This window comes from Simiduia litorea, assembly GCF_042853465.1.
Lineage (GTDB): Bacteria > Pseudomonadota > Gammaproteobacteria > Pseudomonadales > Cellvibrionaceae > Simiduia > Simiduia litorea.
Genome location: NZ_AP031497.1, coordinates 3,371,551 through 3,388,540 on the forward strand (window position 1 = coordinate 3,371,551; position 16,990 = coordinate 3,388,540).

Below are 16,990 nucleotides of genomic sequence, written 5' to 3' on the forward strand. Positions count from 1 at the left end.
ATAGCTTCATAATCGGACGGGGATTATAGGGGGTTTTGCCCTGAGCCGTTAGGTAAAAGGCTTGGACAGCTGCAACCACGGTATATAGAAATGCTGGCTGAGCTACTCGTTGAAGCGCTCATTGGGGCGTGAAGTTGGGATTTTGCTGAACCGTAGTCAACACCAGATCAGCCCACTTTGCCACATGCGACCCAAGCTAAAGCCCTGCCTCGCCATCGAGCGCGGCAATACGCACTAACTCTGGGCCCTGAAAATGCGCCTGCCGCAAGGCCTGCAGTAAATTGGTATCCACTGTACCGCCGTTGCTGCTAGCCACCAGTGACTGCAGCTCGATTTGATAGTCATTAACGCGCGCCTGCCAGTGCTGATTTTCTTGATCGACCAATGCCAAGCGCTGTGCCGCATCTGTTCCATAGGCTTTTTCACGGGTAGTGTAGAGCGTTTCGGCGTCCGCACCTTGCGCTCTAAGCGCCTGCTCTTCGGCTCTGACGCGCGTCACTAAGGTTGACTGTTGCTCAGTCTCACGTATCCACGCTGGCGCCTGCTCTTCAATATGGGCCAAGGCCGCTTGTCGCTCCTGTGGCGTGAGCTGTGCATCGGCGATGACCTGCGTTCGCTGCATTTGATAGTCATCGTATTGGTCGTCTTGTGAAAACAGTGCGCGACTGTCCGCTTCGGAAAAAAAGCGCAAACGCTCGGATCTAATCTGCTGCTGCATGTGCGCGACCCGATCCAGCGCATAAGCCTGTCCGGCGCTATTGCCAATCAGGTCATTTTTTACTTCACCTAAGTAATTTCGGTACTGTAAATAGGCTTCCATTAACGCCACGGCTTGATCCAAATTAACGCCGGAAAGCTGTGTCTGCAGCGCGGTGTGAATACGCGCCACGATATTTTCCAATGGCTCTTCACCGAGCGCCGATAGGTAGTGTTCGAATAAAAATCGTATCTGGCTATCAACCACCAGCTCGCCTTGGTCATTTACAGTTAACGGCTCAGGTGCAGGCTGCCCCGCCAATGATGCCGGCAGGGTTTTAATAAATGTCGCAAAGGCCAGTTCCGGCTCAGTAGCCGTTTGCACCAGGGCTGTGATGTCTTCAGCGGGCAAGGTTTTCTCACCTGAGGCCAAATCGCCAGCAACTCCATTAATATCTACGTGAGCTCCAACGTCAGCAATGGACGACCTGTTTTCGACATTGTTAAAAAACTGAGCAGCACCAAGACTGACGAGAAAAAAGGCGGCAACGAGCAGGGGTTTCTTCATGATCTTTATTTTGTTTGTTTTAGGTAGCGGCTATTAAAGCTATGGGACTGCAGCGCAGCCCCTGTACGCGATGAAGCGCTAGAGGCCGGCAGCCTTCAAGCGTCGCGCGTGCTCTACGTAGATTTGCACAGGGTTAGAAGACCAAAGCCCACGCAAACCAAACATGCCATTAATTTCATCGGCGTGATTTAAGGTGTAATCATCGCGAATAACTTTACCCATGTGAGAAGAACAGCGCCCCACTAGGCCATCGTTAGTTTCACCAATCGCGAGCCATGTCACACTCAGTAAGCCATCGGCTAAATCGAGAACATTTGAATCGAAAAGCGGTGTGTAGATGCCACTCCAGGAGTAATAGCGCACGCCATTAACCTGATGTGCACCATCATTCACCGAATAATTTTTAACATAGTTAGGCCACCACCAAGAACCCGCATTGTAGGTGGGCGTGGTTTTACAACTGCCGGTGCGTAAACCCTGCGGGTGAATCGTATTAAACGCCTTGGCGCCCTGAGTGTTTAAAGATTCTAAAGAACCCATAGCGTTTTGTTGCTGCGACGTATCGCCAGACAGTGCCGCCAACAAAACACCCACGGCATTACCAATAGCAAGCGTGGGTCCTTCCAAGGGCGAATCTTTGATTAAATCAGCCACCGGCGAACCAAAGTGTGGCGAGCCAACAGAGGTCACAGAGGCGACCAAATCCGGCCTTACTGACGCCACATAGCGAGCCGTGGGTCCGCCTTGGGAATGCCCGATTAAATTCACTTTAGCGGCGCCCGTCACAGCTAACAACTGCTGCACATAGGCCAACAACTCCTCACCTCTGGCGGCATTGCTTTCGTAACCTGTTACCTGCGGCGTGTACACCGCGCTAGCGCCAACGCCGCGCAAGGCGCCTTTAACGCCATAAAAATAATCAGCCAGAATACTGTCAAAGCCTGACAAGCCATGCACCAGCACAATCGGGTATTTGGTTTGACCGGAACTATCGGCACTGAAGGCCTGAGGAATCGAAAAGCTACAACTGAGAATAACCAACATCAATACATGTTTGATTTTCATTGCACGTCCTTACTTGAGGTTTATTTTTATATTTATTTTTTTGAGCGCGTTATTCGCTCCATGGCGGAGCCAAAACGCCTCAACATCCTCAGAACAATTCAGCCGCACGATCTCGAAACGTCGCACCACCAAGTTGTTTCGTGGCTACCTCTATTACCGCCCACGCGAGCTGTTTGAATGTAAAAAAACAATAGTGAGGTTGGCTCGGAAAGACAATTTGCAGGTACGAATTTTTGTGACGGATCGGTCATCGTTACGGAAAGTAAACAGTGACTATAGAGTCCGATAATTTCGCGGTAACCGTCGAGGTATAGGTAACATAAGATGAAACGATCGTACTAACAAGGCATTTCAGATTTTCACTACAGCGCGACTCTCGAGGCAAAGTTAAAACCAAAAAAATGGCGGCTAAAGCGCCGCCAAAAGTCACTGGGATCACTGAGGCTCACACAAGGTTATAGGAGATTGACCTGTTCGATTGCGGTATAGCTCTGCAGACCGAAATGACCGTAATTAAAACTAAAGCTCTGCGTCTCGCCGGCAATTTGACTCGAATGGACACCATAAATTAAGCAACTACCTGTACCACAAACAATTTGATCCACCCAACTTTTCATGGAATAAACACGAGCACCCAAGGTTTTTCCATAGAGCCAGTCTAAAAACGGGCTAGACACCGAAAGGCCCTGTGCACCACAGGTGGTGCTGTAGACATAGAAGGGATAAACACCGCAGGACATCAAGCCTCGGTAGGCACCGGCGATGGCCACAAAAGCGTCGACTTCAGACGCCATACTGAGTTTAATAATCTGCTGCGCGGCCAGGGTCACTCCCATTGAATGACCAATAACATCAACTTTACCCGTGCAAGATTGCGCGAGCGCGGAACTCAATGCATTTTTTACCGGGGTTTCCTCAGAACCGCTGTGATTGTTACAAGCCGCGCAGGTTTTTGAGCCCCAATCGGGCCGAAATATTTGATTGGCAGCCCAACCTCGCGCACGCAGTTCGTCATAAGTAGCAGACCAATCTGAGGGCGAGCCGGCGTTACCATGCACCAGCACTACATTATCTTTGCACGCCGCCTGTGCGAACGCCGAGAAACTGAACAGAAGAATAGTAACCAAAGTAGACAGCGGGAGTGAACGTTGTTTCATCTTACATACCCTATTCAAGGCACGATGTTTTACGCCAGCAAAATCTATCGTGCACCGTGAAAAGAATCACAGATTCATCTACATCGTTACCAAAAATTAGGCTGTGACATTTTTGTTATACCAAGGTCCTGAACGCTACTCCCTAAAACAGAGCTAGGCCACTAGACCAAAGTAGCATGGCGGGTAGAGTTTGAGGCTTGTAGGGCTGGACTGGCAGCTTGCCAAACAAAAAAGCTCAGAATTTTTTTCCAACCGTTATAAAGTACTGCGGATCATTGAACTGCATCTCGCCGGCAGCGCCGAAATCCAACTTAGCATTGACCTGGCGCAAGCTAGCGCCGAGGGTAATACCACTGTCGAAAAGAATATCAACACCTAACTTGCCGTAAAAACCCAGCGCGCCTTTGGTGTGTCTGCCCGCGGAGGAAACCACGACAGTTCCAGATTGCGGTATAGACACCGGCTCGCTGTCGTCTACATCTAAGGAGCCGATGAGTAATGCCGGCCCAACACTGACATAAAATCGTAAATGATCGCCCAAGTGAATGCCGGTGTAAGCGCCCATATAGAGATCGACCAACCAAAATTCATTATCAATCTTCGCGCCAACGGCACCGCCGTTATCGCCCGCAGCCGCGACATAACGGGCATCGTTTTTAAACGACACTAAACCGCCCGTCTCGTAGCCGTACTCAAGCGCTGTGTTACCAAAATTCATCTGCACAGCACCGCCACCGTACAATAAGTCACCTAGATCTGCTGCCAAGGGTTGGCCGCTGGAGTCAGCGTCTATCTGCCAAACATCATCGGCCTGCAACCAGCCAACCATGCCTTGTAAGTAACGTTCGCTCGGCTCAGCGTGACATAAAGCGGCACACAATAATGCCGCCGACAAAACAACAAACGCCTTTACCATGATAGGGTTAAACTCCCTGTAAAATTAACCGTCAGAAATAAAAAAGAATATAAAGGGACCCATGTGAATAAGCGCCAAGCGATATGCTTATTCGCCAAAAACTACTTGCCACCCAGCTTGCGCCAACAGCGTCAATTTTCTAAAGGTAAAACCATCGGCCTGAACCGGCTCGCCATCGATAAAGGTATTCACGACGCTTAACTCGGTCCACTCGCTGACAGGCAGCGTTAATGGGTTACCGCTGAGCAGAGTAAAATCTGCTTTTTTTCCAGCCGCGATACTGCCCAAATTGTCCTCTTCAAAAATTTGCCAAGCGGCATCTATCGTTAACATTTTCAGCGCTTGCTCAGGGCTAACTTTTTGATCCGCTCCAATCACAACATCGCTCACCTGGCTTTGGCGTGTAACCGAGGTTTGCATGGCGTTAAATACATTCAACGGTGAACTGGGGCTGTCGGTGTGAAAGCTGACGTGATGCCCAGCAGCCAAGGCCCAGGCTTGCGGCATAAATCGCTCAGACCGTTCAGGCCCGACAATAAAATCGCGCAAGGCTTCACCATAATAGCGAATATGTTCAATATAAAACGAGGTGGTCACGCCCAGTTGCTTGGCTCGCGCGAGCTGTGCCTGAGTAATAAGCGCGAGGTGTTCCATGCGGTGACGATGATCAACGCGAGGGTTCTTGTCTGCAGCAAGCGCGACGGCATTCAAAAACTGGTCCACTGCACGCTCACCCTGTGCGTGCGCGCTGATCTGCCAACCGGCATCGTGATAGTGTTGCACTAGCGCATTCAGTTCGGCGTCGCTGTAAGTTAAATGACCGCGACTCGCCGCCGGAATACCTAGGGCTTTTTGAGTTAGCACGGTGTCGAGATAAGGCTCTGCCATTGCCATGCCACCGGCGTAAGGCGAGCCATCTACCCATAACTTCACCCCCAGTACAGCGAACCTTTCACTGCCTTGATGGGAACCATAGAGAGCACCTGCCTCATTCGCGGCATCGAGCGTTTGCGCGAGCGGGTAAGTGCGCAACCGAACCGGTGCACCGACATAGTCGGTAGCAAACTGAATCGCTTCAATAGGTTGAGGCATAAGAGGTTGAAGTCCCGGCGCGACAATTGTTGTGTAACCTGCGCGCGCATAAGTTTGCATCTGGTTTTCTAATAGATATTGATAGGCGGCCCGCGGGTATCTGGGTGTAACCTTTTTAAAATACGCGATGGCGGGAACTTCAATTACGGTGCCCGTTAGCTCACCCTCCGCATCTTTTTCGAAAGCACCACCGCCGGGGTCGGGCGTCTCCTTGGTCACACCGGCCAACGCGAACGCCTGACTATTGGCAAACGCTGTGTGTAATGTTTGAGTAATAATGAGTAAAGGGTTGTTTGGCGCTAGCGCATCTAATTGCGCCATCGTTGGCGCCGCTAAGTCATTCAGCATGGCTGGGTCCCAGCCATAGGCAATCACCCAATCGCCCGCACTCGCGCTCGCCACGCCCTCGCGCAAACTACGCCACACGGCATCAGAATTTCGATGCTTAAAACCCGATACATCGACCGTTTTCCCCATCAAGGCCGACAATATCGGGTGTGTATGCGCATCGATAAAACCTGGCAGTAAAGTATTACCTGAAAGGTCGACCCAATCAGTTTCATCATTGGCGTAGGCTCTCGCCAGCACAAGATCACCGGCAAAGATTATCTTCCCTGCTTTAATCGCCACGGCTTGTACAAGGGGCTGCTCATCATTAACCGTAATAATAGTGCCACCCGAAAAAATCCGATCCGCCACCAGCTCAGGGGGATTTGAAGTTGCACCTAAACCTGTACTAAGCAGTAGGAAAACAATTACATACAATTTGAAACGAATCAGCCTGATCATTTTGATATACGGCCTAGGTGAGCGATCATTTTTTAGGGTACCGAGTGAGGTTTAGGGCTCAACAGCTCATCTAAGGTCAACTTATAGCTGGGCGCAAAAACCTGTAGGAAATATTCGACTTCAGGTAATTGGTAACTGGCCAAGCGCTTCTGAATATCCTCGGCGGCCTTCCTGAACTCTAGATTGCCTGTGGCCAATTCAGCTTGGCATTTTAAGTAAGCCGATAGCGTGTCGGCGGCTTTAATCAGTTGCTTGTGCTCGGCGGGCAATTGCGACTCAAGCATCACCGCGGCAAAATCTGCCTGCAATGCTTTTGGCAGCAAACTCACAAGTTCACTTTCTGCTTCATGCTCAATAGCCTTATAGGCCGTCTGAATAGCAGGTGAATGATATTTAATGGGCGACGGCATATCGCCGGTAATAACTTCGCTGCAGTCGTGGTACAAAGACGCCGTCGCCAACGCATTGGCATCCACATTGCCATTAAAGATGCGATTGCGGATAAGCCCCAGCGCGTGCGCAATAGTGGCCACTTCCCAGCTGTGTTCCATAACATTTTCTGGAATAGCATTGCGCTTTAAGCCCCAGCGAATAATCCATCGAATTTTACTGATATAGGCGAAGAAATGGCTTTTTAGTTCGATTTTATTAACCTTAGTTGTCATCGCTACCTCGTGCATGGCATTTAAAACAGGCGGTGTGCCAGGCGACCTGCTCGCGCCCGTAAGCGTCATCTTGCTGTTGCTCGAATACGCAGGTCAAGCCATGTAAAGCGGCACTCGCGTGTAACTCGGTAAAACGTACGGTGTAAAAATTTCGCCCGTCGTCGGGGCCGAAACGTAAACTAATCACCAGCAACCCCTCGGGCTTAAGTAATTGGCTGACCGAGGCCATTGCCACGTCGCGCTGAGCCCGATCGAGGTGCATCCACACGGCACTGATAAGGACTAAATCAAATTGCGCTTTTCGGTCGCTTAGGCTGGATAGATTCGGTAGACCGTCATCGAGCCAATCAATCGCTGATGGACTGTGTGCTCTGGCGAGGGTGCGTAAACCCTGCGCCGGTTCTAGCGCAACAACCGTCCAACCCAGACTATGTAACCACAAGGCATCTCGACCCGCACCAGCACCAATATCGCAAACCAACCCAGGTGTTGACGGTAAAAGATGCAACCATGCGCCGTGAACTCGCTCAGCGCTAACGCTCTGGTATTGAGTAAATAAACGCAGGCTGTGTTGGTCATAAAAGGACATGGCTTTTTTGTCACCCACAAGAAACAAAACTCCGGTCTGCATGTCGTCACAATTCGCACGGTGCAGGCACAGGGTTTGGTATTACAACACACTCAACCAAACTCAGCGGTACTTATACAAAGGCGATAATGCAATCAGCATCCCACTATGACAGTTAGGCTAACTGAGACTATCGAACCACATAAGCCCTAAGTAAGCGACAGGTAAGCCGTAAACACATCACACTTCGGCGAGATACGGGAATTAGTTCGCCCACCCACACCATGTTAAAATCAACACATTTACAGACGTTATCGTCATATAGCCACTTATTCACCGAATTTTTACACTTATCAGTAAACTGGGACGAGCCTCCCACAGCGCTAAACGCGCCTTGACAACGTTGTATCTCAACCACTAGATTTGACAACGTTGTCCACCTGCATAGCCAGATAGGCTAAGCAGCAAACGAGAAAGCAGTAGGGGCAACCACAATAAAAACCCTTGGATGCACACAGCGGTATCGCAATCCAGGCACAGGGCGTGCCGATCAGAAACGATCCAGAAAAAATAATAAGACGAGAGGTCGGCTCCTTACCGAGCCAGTCAATAGGTAGTTCTGCGAACGATAGTCGCAGGCGTCGCGTTATGTGGTAACTGAGGTAATAACCCGGTGTCCTGAGTGGGTGCAAACCCACCGGCTGTCTTCAACTCATTACAGTCACTAAGGATTTAACCATGAAAATGAAACTCTCGGCCCTTCTACTGCTCGGCGCTTTTGCCGCAGAAGGCCACGCTACAGACTGTTCCAATTTACCCCAATACAGTAACGGCACCAGCTATGCCAGTGGCGCACAGGTGCAAAACTTATCCAATGCTTACAGCTGCAAAGTTGGCGGCTGGTGTACCGTGGGCGGCCCTTACGCACCGGGCGAAGGCTGGGCTTGGAATGAAGCTTGGACCAACTTAGGTGTGTGCGACGGCGGCTCGTCTAGCTCATCGTCCTCTTCCGGTGGCAGTACGTCGTCTGGCTCTACCTCATCAGGTGGCAGCACCTCATCTGGCTCAACGTCCTCTGGCGGCAGCACCAGCTCTGGCTCCTCATCAGGCTCATCCAGTGGCTCATCCTCAGGCGGCAGCTGCGATGCCAGCATCCCACTCTGGAATGCCACCGCTATCTACAACGGCGGTGCTAAAGTGCAGTACTTAGGTACAGGCTACACGGCAAAGTATTGGACCCAAGGCGATAACCCAAGCACATCTGGCGAATGGGGCCCTTGGAAAAACGACGGTACCTGCAGCGGTTCTTCTAGCTCAGGTAGCTCATCGGGCTCAACATCGAGCAGCTCTGGCAGCTCCAGTGGCTCCACCAGCAGCTCAAGCGGTTCCACTTCCAGTAGTTCTGGTAGCTCAAGTTCTTCCGGCGGCAGCTCATCCTCAGGTGGCGATAAAGTCATTGGCTATTTCGCTCAATGGGGCGTTTACGGCCGGAATTATCACGTGAAAAATATCGACACCAGCGGCTCGGCAGCCAAGCTTAGCCACATCCTCTACGCCTTCGGCAACGTGCAAAACGGTAAGTGTGTGATTGGCGATGCCTACGCCGATTACGACCGCTTCTACAGTGCCGCCGATAGCGTTGACGGTGTAGCCGATAGCTGGGATGCAGGTTCACTGCGCGGTTCGTTTAACCAGTTACGCAAACTCAAAGCCAAATACCCACACATCAAAGTGATTTGGTCTTTCGGTGGCTGGACTTGGTCTGGTGGCTTCGGACAAGCGGCGGCGAATGCCAGCAGCTTCGCCAACTCTTGCTACGACTTAGTATTCGATCCACGTTGGGCGGGTGTATTTGACGGTATCGACATCGACTGGGAATACCCCAACGAGTGCGGTTTAAGCTGTGATAACAGCGGCTTCTACGGTTATTCCGATTTGATGCGCGCGCTGCGCAATCGCTTCGGCAACGACAAACTTGTCACCTCCGCTATTGGCGCAGGCGAAGCCAAAATTAACGCAGCAGACTACGGCGGCGCAGCTCAGTACTTGGATTTCTACATGCTGATGACCTATGACTTCTTCGGCGCGTTTGCCAAGAACGGCCCCACCGCTCCGCACTCGGCGCTCAACAACTACGCTGGCATTCCAACCCCTGGTTTCTATTCGGATCACGGCGTGCAAGTGCTGAAGAGCAAAGGCGTTCCGGCCGACAAAATTCTCTTGGGTATTGGTTTCTACGGTCGCGGTTGGACTGGCGTTACCCAAGCGGCACCCGGCGGCTCGGCCACTGGCGCGGCACCAGGCACTTACGAAGCAGGCATTGAAGACTACAAAGTCTTGAAAAACACCTGCCCCGCTAACGGCACCATTGCCGGTACGGCTTACGCCTACTGCGGCAACAACTGGTGGAGCTACGATACCCCAAGCACCATCGCCGGAAAAATGCAGTACATTCGCAGCCAAGGTTTAGGCGGCGCTTTCTTCTGGGAATTAAGCGGCGACACCAGCAACGGCGAATTGATTGAAGCCATAAAAACCAATCAGTAAAACGAAGTCTGCGCGTGTTTCGGCACGCGCTATGTCACTGATTAACCAGAGCGTTCGCGCTCTGGTTTCCTTTCGAGGAGTTTGTTATGGCAAACGCTAATGCAACACCAGAATCACCCACACGGCTTTGGATTAATGTGGTTGGGCTACTTTGCTCACTGCTGGCCGTCGCCGCGATAAAATATTTCAAGCTTGAATTACCTGTGCGAACCACGGTGGCTGTTTTAGTCTGCCTAGCCTTGGCCCTGCCGATTATTTTGCTTGAAGCTTGGCGATTGAAACCGCAAACCAACAGCTCGGCCGGTTTACAGTTAGATAAACGCAGGGGCAATTGGCCCCGCACCGTCACCAAACTTATTGGCTTCTATGCCTGCCTCGGGTTAGTGGCATTGGTGTATTGGATTCTGCCGGAATACCACGGCGATTTTTATCAACATTACTTTTTCGTTCTATTTACCTTTTTACCCTATTGGCTAGTGCTCGCCATCCCCTATTTTTACTTTGTCGACAGCGCCATGCAGTCGCCAAAGGACGCTTACTGGCGGCTCGGTCGCCTAATTTTAGCCAAGCCAATAACCGATGCCGATCGCGCCAATGCCGATATCGGGCAACTGTTTCTAGGCTGGCTGGTTAAACTGTTTTTCTTGCCGCTGATGTTTGTCTACCTCGGTAATAACTTAGACACCCTGCTCAACAGCAATAGCCAACTTTTCAGCGGCGGATTTCAGCAGTGGTTCGATTTCGCGTTTAACTTTTTGTATTACATCGATCTGCTCATCGTCACCGTCGGCTACGTATTTACCTTGCGCCTACTCGACAGCCACATTCGTTCCACCGAGCCAAGCCTGCTCGGTTGGGCGGTCGCACTCATGTGTTATCAACCGTTCTGGAGTTTATTTTCTGGCACCTACATTCAATACGATCAAGGCCCAGCGTGGGGCCATTGGTTTTGGCAAACTCCCTGGGCCTACGGTTTATGGGGCACCGGCATTTTAGCGTTGCTGATGATTTACGTGTGGGCCAGCATGGCCTTTGGTATTCGCTTCTCAAATCTCACCCATCGCGGCATTCTCACCAACGGCCCCTTTCAATTTACCAAGCACCCAGCTTACGTCAGTAAAAATTTATCTTGGTGGATGATTTCAATGCCGTTTATGGTTTCGGCCAGCCTCGATCAAACCCTGCGCCAATGCGCCATGTTACTTCTACTCAATGGTGTGTATTTTTTACGCGCCCGCACCGAAGAAAAGCACTTATCGCGCGATACCGATTACGTCGTTTACGCCAATTATATGGAGCAGCACGGCATGTTTGCCTGGCTCGGTCGATGGCTGCCCTGGTTGCGTTTCGCGCCAGGAAAGCTCTTTGCGAACGGCGAAAAATTCGCGCAAAAACTAACGGTCGAAAAGGGCGCGGCTTACGTGAAATGATTCAAGAAAAAAACCGTTTACAGTTTACAGCTGACAGAAAAAGCGTTGGATATGCTGCTCGCTTTTAGCTGTGAACTGTGAACTGTGAACTGTGAACTGCAAGCTAAAAGCAAGAAAAAGTAAAACGACACAAGAATTAATAACAGGTAGAGGGTTACACCATGAAACAACTTCCCCTAGCGCTGACGCTTATCGGTGTCGGCCTATTCTCCAGTACCGCGCTGGCCATCGATTGCACCAACCTCGATGGCTGGAGTAATAGCGCCGTGTATTTAGGCGAAAGTAAAGTTCGCCACTTAAACAATGCCTACACCGCTAAATGGTGGACCCAAGCCGACGATCCAGCGACCCACTCCGGCACGTGGGACGTCTGGCGTTACGATGGCGCCTGCGACGGCAGTTCATCTTCTAGTTCCTCGTCCAGTAGTTCTTCTGGCAGCTCATCTGGCAGCACATCGAGTTCATCATCGGGCGGCTCTACTTCCAGCGGCAGCTCTAGTGGCTCGACATCAAGCGGCTCGGGCTCATCGAGTGGCTCGTCAAGCGGTGGCGGTAGTTGCAGTGCCAACGCCTATGTTGCCGGCACCAATTACGCCATGAGTGAATTAGTCAGCAATGTCGGTTACGAATTCCGCTGCGATATTCCCGGCTGGTGTTCCTCTAATGCCGCATGGGCCTATGCACCAGGCACCGGCGCACACTGGCAAGATGCCTGGACCCAAGTGAGCGATTGCGGCTCGTCAAGCAGTTCATCCAGCGGTGGTTCAAGTTCAGGTTCAACATCAAGCGGTTCCTCGTCCAGTGGATCGAGTTCGGGCTCCACCTCTAGCAGTTCCTCCAGCGGCGGTTCATCCTCGGGTGGCAACAGCGGCAAATTACCCGCGCATGCCTTGGTAGGTTACTGGCACAACTTTGACAATGGCTCGGGTCTTGTGCGCATCGCCCAAGTGTCAGATGTGTGGGATGTGATAGTGGTCGCCTTTGCCGACGACGCCGGCAATGGTTCGGTAGCGTTTAATTTAGATGTCGGTTTAAACAAGCAGCAATTCATCGACGACATCGCCGCAAAACGCGCCGCCGGAAAAATAGTTGTGCTCTCTTTCGGCGGCCAAAACGGTACGGTGACGTTAAATTCCGCTACCAATGTCACCAACTTTGTGAACAGCACCGCTGCCATCATGGATGAATACGGTTTCGATGGTATCGATATCGATCTGGAATCCGGTGCCGGCGTTATGCACGGCGCACCGGTGATCAACAATTTGGTGGCTGCCGTAAAACAACTGAAACAACGCTACCCCAGCATGTATTTGTCTATGGCGCCAGAGCACCCCTATGTGCAAGGCGGCTTCGTTGCCTACTCGGGTATTTGGGGCGCTTACCTGCCAATGATTGATCAACTGCGCAACGAGTTAGATTTACTGCACGTGCAACTGTACAACAATGGCGGCTTATCCACGCCCTACCGCGGTCAAGCTTACGCGGCCGGCTCGGTGGATATGATGGTGTCTTCAGCGTTAATGCTCATGGAAGGCTTCCCACTCGCCGGTGGTAGCGCGGGCAATTTTGCGCCGCTGAAGCCTGAACAAATTGGCTTAGCTCTACCTTCCGGCTCACGTGCAGCGTCTAGCGGTTTTGCCAGCACGGCTGACATAAACCGCGCACTGGATTGCCTCACCAAGCGCACCCAGTGCGGCACTCTAACACCGGCTCAAGCCTATCCCGCCTTTAATGGCGTTATGACCTGGTCGATTAACTGGGACATGTTCGACAAGGGCGCCTTTTCCGGCCCAGTGGGCAGCCATGTGCATAATCTGCCGTAAGGTAAAGGAAAGCTGCAGGCAAAAAATAGCGTGACGAAAAAGCCTTCGTTGCAATAACAAATTTTCTCGGGTGTGTCTTGTTTGGCGTCTTTCATAGACGCCTTTTTTTTGCTCGCTTATTAAAAAGTGCTTTTAAAAAACATCGGTTTAGATGGCCTCGACGAAAGATGCTTTTTATTTAGCCGTTGAGTGACTGCCATTGAGCCTTAAGCCATTCAACGTCATCTTGCAGTGCGCTCACCTGCTGTTCTAATTCAGCCACCCGCTCAGCACAGCTACAATCAGCCACGGATTGACGAGGACTGCTAGACCTTTGCGCCGTTTCGACACCAACCTCAACTTCAACCTCACCACTAAACAGGTGCGCATAACGGCACTCGCGCTTGCCCGGTTCGCGCGGCAATTTCACCACATAAGCTGTGGTATCTACATCGGCTAAACCATCGAGCACGCGCTCAACATCTGCCACATCGGTAAACTCGCACAATCGCTGTGTACGCAAACGCAACTCGCCCGCTGTTTGGGGGCCACGTAGAAACAGCACGCTTAACAAACTTTGCTCTTTCAAGGTGAATTTGAAATCGCCAAACTCTGTATTACCGAAGCGCTGACGGTATTTAGCCACGCGGCTACCCACATTCACCGTGGTTACTAAGCCTTTTTTCAACAAACTATCAACCGTGCTTTGCACCTCAAGTTCCGACAAGTCCAGCACCGGCTCGCGATTACTTTTCTGATTACAGCCATTCACCAACGCATTCAGCGACAGTGGGTATTGATCTGGCGTGGTGTGCTCCTTTTCAAACAGAACACCGATAACGCGGGTTTCACATAAAGTTAGTTCGATCATAACGGTCAGTTCACACTCAATAAAACACGTAAACTAGATTAGCACTAGTCCCCGGTACTAAACATGGAAAATATGGCTACTAGTGAACAACCGCGCAGAAGCGAGCCTATAAAAGCCGTATAAATCTACCTTAGCCACCACCTGTACGCTAAAGACTGATAATCTATGCCCTGTATTAACATGCCGCGGCACTCAGGATAATAACGCCATGCACCTCAAACGTCTCAAACTCGCCGAACAGGCATTCCTCAACCGCTACCCAGGTGGCTTTCAGCACCCAGAGATGTTGGCTATCGGCAAAAAGCACAATGTCACAAAGCTTTCAGATTTTTGCCAACAGGCCTTCGGTAAACGAAACTTCAGTAACACCAATCAAATAATCGAAGATTGGTTAAAAGTCATCAGCCGCTCCTCGATGATCTCGTTGTTTGAAAAGCCCAAATTTAAATCCTTTATCAACACCCGCAATAGCGATGAAAAAAAGGCATTGGTACAAAGCGCAAAGATGATGCTACATGGGAAAGCCGAGAGCGGCTTTGACTTGCAACTCGACCTGCTGAAAATGGACAAACTCGCCAAGTGGTCGATTATCTCGGCACTGCCGGCCTATTACCGGCTGCAAGATGAGGTGTTTATCAAACCGACCACCGCCAAGGGCGTCGTCAGTTATTTTGAGCTCCAAGACCTTACCTACAAACCCACACCCAGCTGGGATTTTTACCTAAATTATCGCGTGCAATTAACACAAATGAAAGAACAGGTAGATAAATGCCTTAGCCCAAGCAATCCAGCATTTTCAGGCTTTTTAATGATGAGTTTACCGAAGAAGAAGCAGCGTTGAATAAACTATCAGCGCCTTGTACTTCTGTAGGCAGCCCAAATACTTCTATGCTCTGCTGCGGAGAGTGACTGCAACTTACCCAGCTTGGCAAACTGAACGTAACACACGAGATTTCCAACAAGCGGCACATACCACATGGGCATAATCAACTGGCGCTTAAAAGACCTAGGCAATACATCATTACTTGCCACCTTAAACGTCAACACACTGGCGGGAATAATCCAAAGCGCCAACACAATGAAGGCCAGAAAAAAATAGGTGTATGAGATATCCATGTTTTCAAATCTACTTTCTATCGTTTGATGTAGATTGCTCATCTAGCATCACGCTACCGGCTTTTAGCCTGATTGAAATTGCTAGCACGCAACATAAGCCCAGCCAATACAAAAACCCACAAGGCTTGAGCTCCATAGTTTAATCGTTGATACAGACCAAACCCCTCTCCCGATTCGACCGCACTCGCCATGAGGGGTAGCAATGCGATAACAAATAGAGAGACCGCCAATGAGAACCAAACGAACCATTTCACACCCAACTGGCGCTTAGCAAGAAAAACCCATAGCAAGTTTGCCAGCAAGAGGCTTAAAAACATGATGAAGCCAGCAAGGTTATGTAAATTCTGCTCTATTGATGGCGACACTAAATCGCAGCCGCGATCACAGGAGAAAAAACCCGCTAACATACTGCCAAACCCATGAACGATGACTAAAGCACCAGAAACACGAGCGAGCATCGACTTGGGGAAGGTTTTCATAAGCCCAAAGCCAAACAGCGTAAACAACACCGCTAGGGGATAATTATTTATGAGCGGAGACAGTAATTGCGTGGGCGCTCCTCTTGCTCCCAACTCACTCATCGCTTGGGAATAGTGGCTATAGTCTGGGTAAAACATGCCGGTAAAAGTCACCCCAACAACTAACCAAATTGGCGCCAATAACCCCGCGAAATAACACCAACGCTTTACTGCTTCACTCACAAGAAAAGTCCTCACACAATGCCATTGCATAGCAATAGACCCATTCATCAAAAACTAATCGATGAGTGCAAGTGCAGGATTAATCACCACCACCGCAATCACCGCCACCACCGAAGCCACCGTCAGATCCACCGCCACTTGCACTACCATCTGAGCCTATCTTGAGGGCAATTTTTATTACGCTGAAAAGAAGAAATAGAAAGAACACCATGGGTAAAAACCGGTTGTAGAAGCGGCTATCTGAGCTTAGATCTAGGTAATGCCAGGAACTGAATAAACCGACAAATAGGATAAACCAAGATTTCATGTAAACCCTTTGATGAAAATAATTTTTGGGCGAAGGAAAAGTAAAAAAGCCTACTCATTCCAAGCCAAAAAGATCCTGGAGACCGCGGTTAAAAGTTTCGAATAACCCCCCCCTAAAAGTAACTTGTCATCGTAATTATTCACAGCCCACCAAGACACAATGGGCTGGGGAAACAATAAGTAGATCTCGTTGGCGTATGATCTGTGAATGGGGAACTGAAAACAACACAAATATAACCGTAGCAGGCTGCAGAATGACTGCGCTAGCACGAACTACGCAACCTCGGCCACAAAGATAATCGACAAGGGCAAAGTCGATTGGGGCGCCTTTGGTTCCTTGATCTCGACAAGGTTAAGCCCACTTTGATCATTTAACCCAAGCTCTGCCTTTAGATTCCGAAGTGGGTAGCCAACTTTTTCCCTCGGTCGGCACTTGGATCATCGATTCCGTTCGGCCCTTTCTGCCAAATGACTATTTCGTAATCAAAGTACAGTCGGTGTCATTCATTTGAGACCTTTAAATAAAGTACATTTGCTTCATTTTCAAGCCTTCCGTCACATCAAAACTCTTGAACAATCAGTTCTTCGATTTCTCCGCCGAACAAGTTTGGCCATGCCCCAACTATTGATGAATCTTCATTCATAGGTAAACATAACGTCGCAATTTTGGGCAACCGAAGCAACGCGTAGGTTGTCCAAAA

Annotated in this window: 15 protein-coding genes; 4 read left to right on the forward strand and 11 right to left on the reverse strand. The window is 50.3% G+C overall.

All coding sequences use genetic code 11. The annotated features are described in order from the left end of the window. Positions 1-196 precede the first annotated feature (196 nt). The 7 genes from ACGHTT_RS14970 to ACGHTT_RS15000 form a co-directional block, all read right to left on the reverse strand. On the reverse strand, positions 197-1,264 hold the full coding sequence (locus ACGHTT_RS14970) for a lipase secretion chaperone (RefSeq protein WP_390591664.1): 1,068 nt from the start codon (positions 1,262-1,264) through the stop codon (positions 197-199). Positions 1,265-1,342: 78 nt separating this feature from the next. Further along, entirely contained in the window at positions 1,343-2,329 is a 987-nt protein-coding gene (locus ACGHTT_RS14975; protein WP_390591665.1) for a lipase family alpha/beta hydrolase, read from the reverse strand. Positions 2,330-2,784: 455 nt separating this feature from the next. Then, the gene (locus ACGHTT_RS14980; RefSeq protein ID WP_390591667.1) at positions 2,785-3,486 is read right to left on the reverse strand and encodes an esterase/lipase family protein; all 702 of its coding nucleotides are present in this window, start codon (positions 3,484-3,486) and stop codon (positions 2,785-2,787) included. Between the two features lie 235 nt (positions 3,487-3,721). Next, entirely contained in the window at positions 3,722-4,402 is a 681-nt protein-coding gene (locus ACGHTT_RS14985; protein WP_390591668.1) for an outer membrane beta-barrel protein, read from the reverse strand. A gap of 87 nt (positions 4,403-4,489) precedes the next feature. Beyond that, positions 4,490-6,283, reverse strand: a complete 1,794-nt coding sequence (locus tag ACGHTT_RS14990) for an amidohydrolase (protein ID WP_390591669.1) — start codon at positions 6,281-6,283, stop codon at positions 4,490-4,492. A 32-nt stretch (positions 6,284-6,315) separates the two neighbouring features. Beyond that, positions 6,316-6,948, reverse strand: coding sequence for a 5'-deoxynucleotidase (gene yfbR / locus ACGHTT_RS14995; RefSeq protein WP_390591671.1), 633 nt, complete (start codon positions 6,946-6,948; stop codon positions 6,316-6,318). After that, positions 6,938-7,579 (reverse strand): class I SAM-dependent methyltransferase, encoded by a 642-nt coding sequence (locus tag ACGHTT_RS15000; RefSeq protein ID WP_390591673.1) that lies wholly within the window; start codon positions 7,577-7,579, stop codon positions 6,938-6,940. The genes yfbR and ACGHTT_RS15000 overlap by 11 nt, the downstream gene beginning before the upstream one ends. Before the next feature lie 681 nt (positions 7,580-8,260). On the opposite strand from ACGHTT_RS15000, the gene ACGHTT_RS15005 reads away from it, so the two are divergent. From ACGHTT_RS15005 to ACGHTT_RS15015, 3 genes are all read left to right on the forward strand, one after another. Then, complete coding sequence (locus ACGHTT_RS15005; protein WP_390595066.1) at positions 8,261-10,063, forward strand: glycosyl hydrolase family 18 protein; 1,803 nt, start codon at positions 8,261-8,263, stop codon at positions 10,061-10,063. An 86-nt stretch (positions 10,064-10,149) separates the two neighbouring features. Further along, positions 10,150-11,493 carry an isoprenylcysteine carboxylmethyltransferase family protein gene (locus tag ACGHTT_RS15010; RefSeq protein WP_390591676.1) on the forward strand — a complete coding sequence of 448 codons (1,344 nt, stop codon included), beginning with the start codon at positions 10,150-10,152 and terminating at the stop codon, positions 11,491-11,493. Between the two features lie 161 nt (positions 11,494-11,654). Beyond that, positions 11,655-13,316 (forward strand): glycosyl hydrolase family 18 protein, encoded by a 1,662-nt coding sequence (locus ACGHTT_RS15015; protein ID WP_390591678.1) that lies wholly within the window; start codon positions 11,655-11,657, stop codon positions 13,314-13,316. A 178-nt stretch (positions 13,317-13,494) separates the two neighbouring features. Here the strand turns inward: ACGHTT_RS15015 and ACGHTT_RS15020 are convergent, their stop codons facing one another. Then, positions 13,495-14,166 carry a YceH family protein gene (locus ACGHTT_RS15020; protein ID WP_390591680.1) on the reverse strand — a complete coding sequence of 224 codons (672 nt, stop codon included), beginning with the start codon at positions 14,164-14,166 and terminating at the stop codon, positions 13,495-13,497. A 208-nt stretch (positions 14,167-14,374) separates the two neighbouring features. Between ACGHTT_RS15020 and ACGHTT_RS15025 the strand changes: the two genes are divergently transcribed. Further along, positions 14,375-15,007, forward strand: coding sequence for a hypothetical protein (locus ACGHTT_RS15025; RefSeq protein ID WP_390591682.1), 633 nt, complete (start codon positions 14,375-14,377; stop codon positions 15,005-15,007). Positions 15,008-15,015: 8 nt separating this feature from the next. Here the strand turns inward: ACGHTT_RS15025 and ACGHTT_RS15030 are convergent, their stop codons facing one another. The 3 genes from ACGHTT_RS15030 to ACGHTT_RS15040 all read right to left on the reverse strand — a co-directional run bounded on the left by ACGHTT_RS15030 (position 15,016) and on the right by ACGHTT_RS15040 (position 16,290). Continuing rightward, the gene (locus tag ACGHTT_RS15030) at positions 15,016-15,282 is read right to left on the reverse strand and encodes a hypothetical protein (protein WP_390591683.1); all 267 of its coding nucleotides are present in this window, start codon (positions 15,280-15,282) and stop codon (positions 15,016-15,018) included. A gap of 53 nt (positions 15,283-15,335) precedes the next feature. Further along, the gene (locus tag ACGHTT_RS15035; protein ID WP_390591684.1) at positions 15,336-15,983 is read right to left on the reverse strand and encodes a DUF998 domain-containing protein; all 648 of its coding nucleotides are present in this window, start codon (positions 15,981-15,983) and stop codon (positions 15,336-15,338) included. 79 nt (positions 15,984-16,062) lie between these two features. Further along, on the reverse strand, positions 16,063-16,290 hold the full coding sequence (locus ACGHTT_RS15040; RefSeq protein WP_390591685.1) for a hypothetical protein: 228 nt from the start codon (positions 16,288-16,290) through the stop codon (positions 16,063-16,065). Positions 16,291-16,990: the final 700 nt, after the last annotated feature.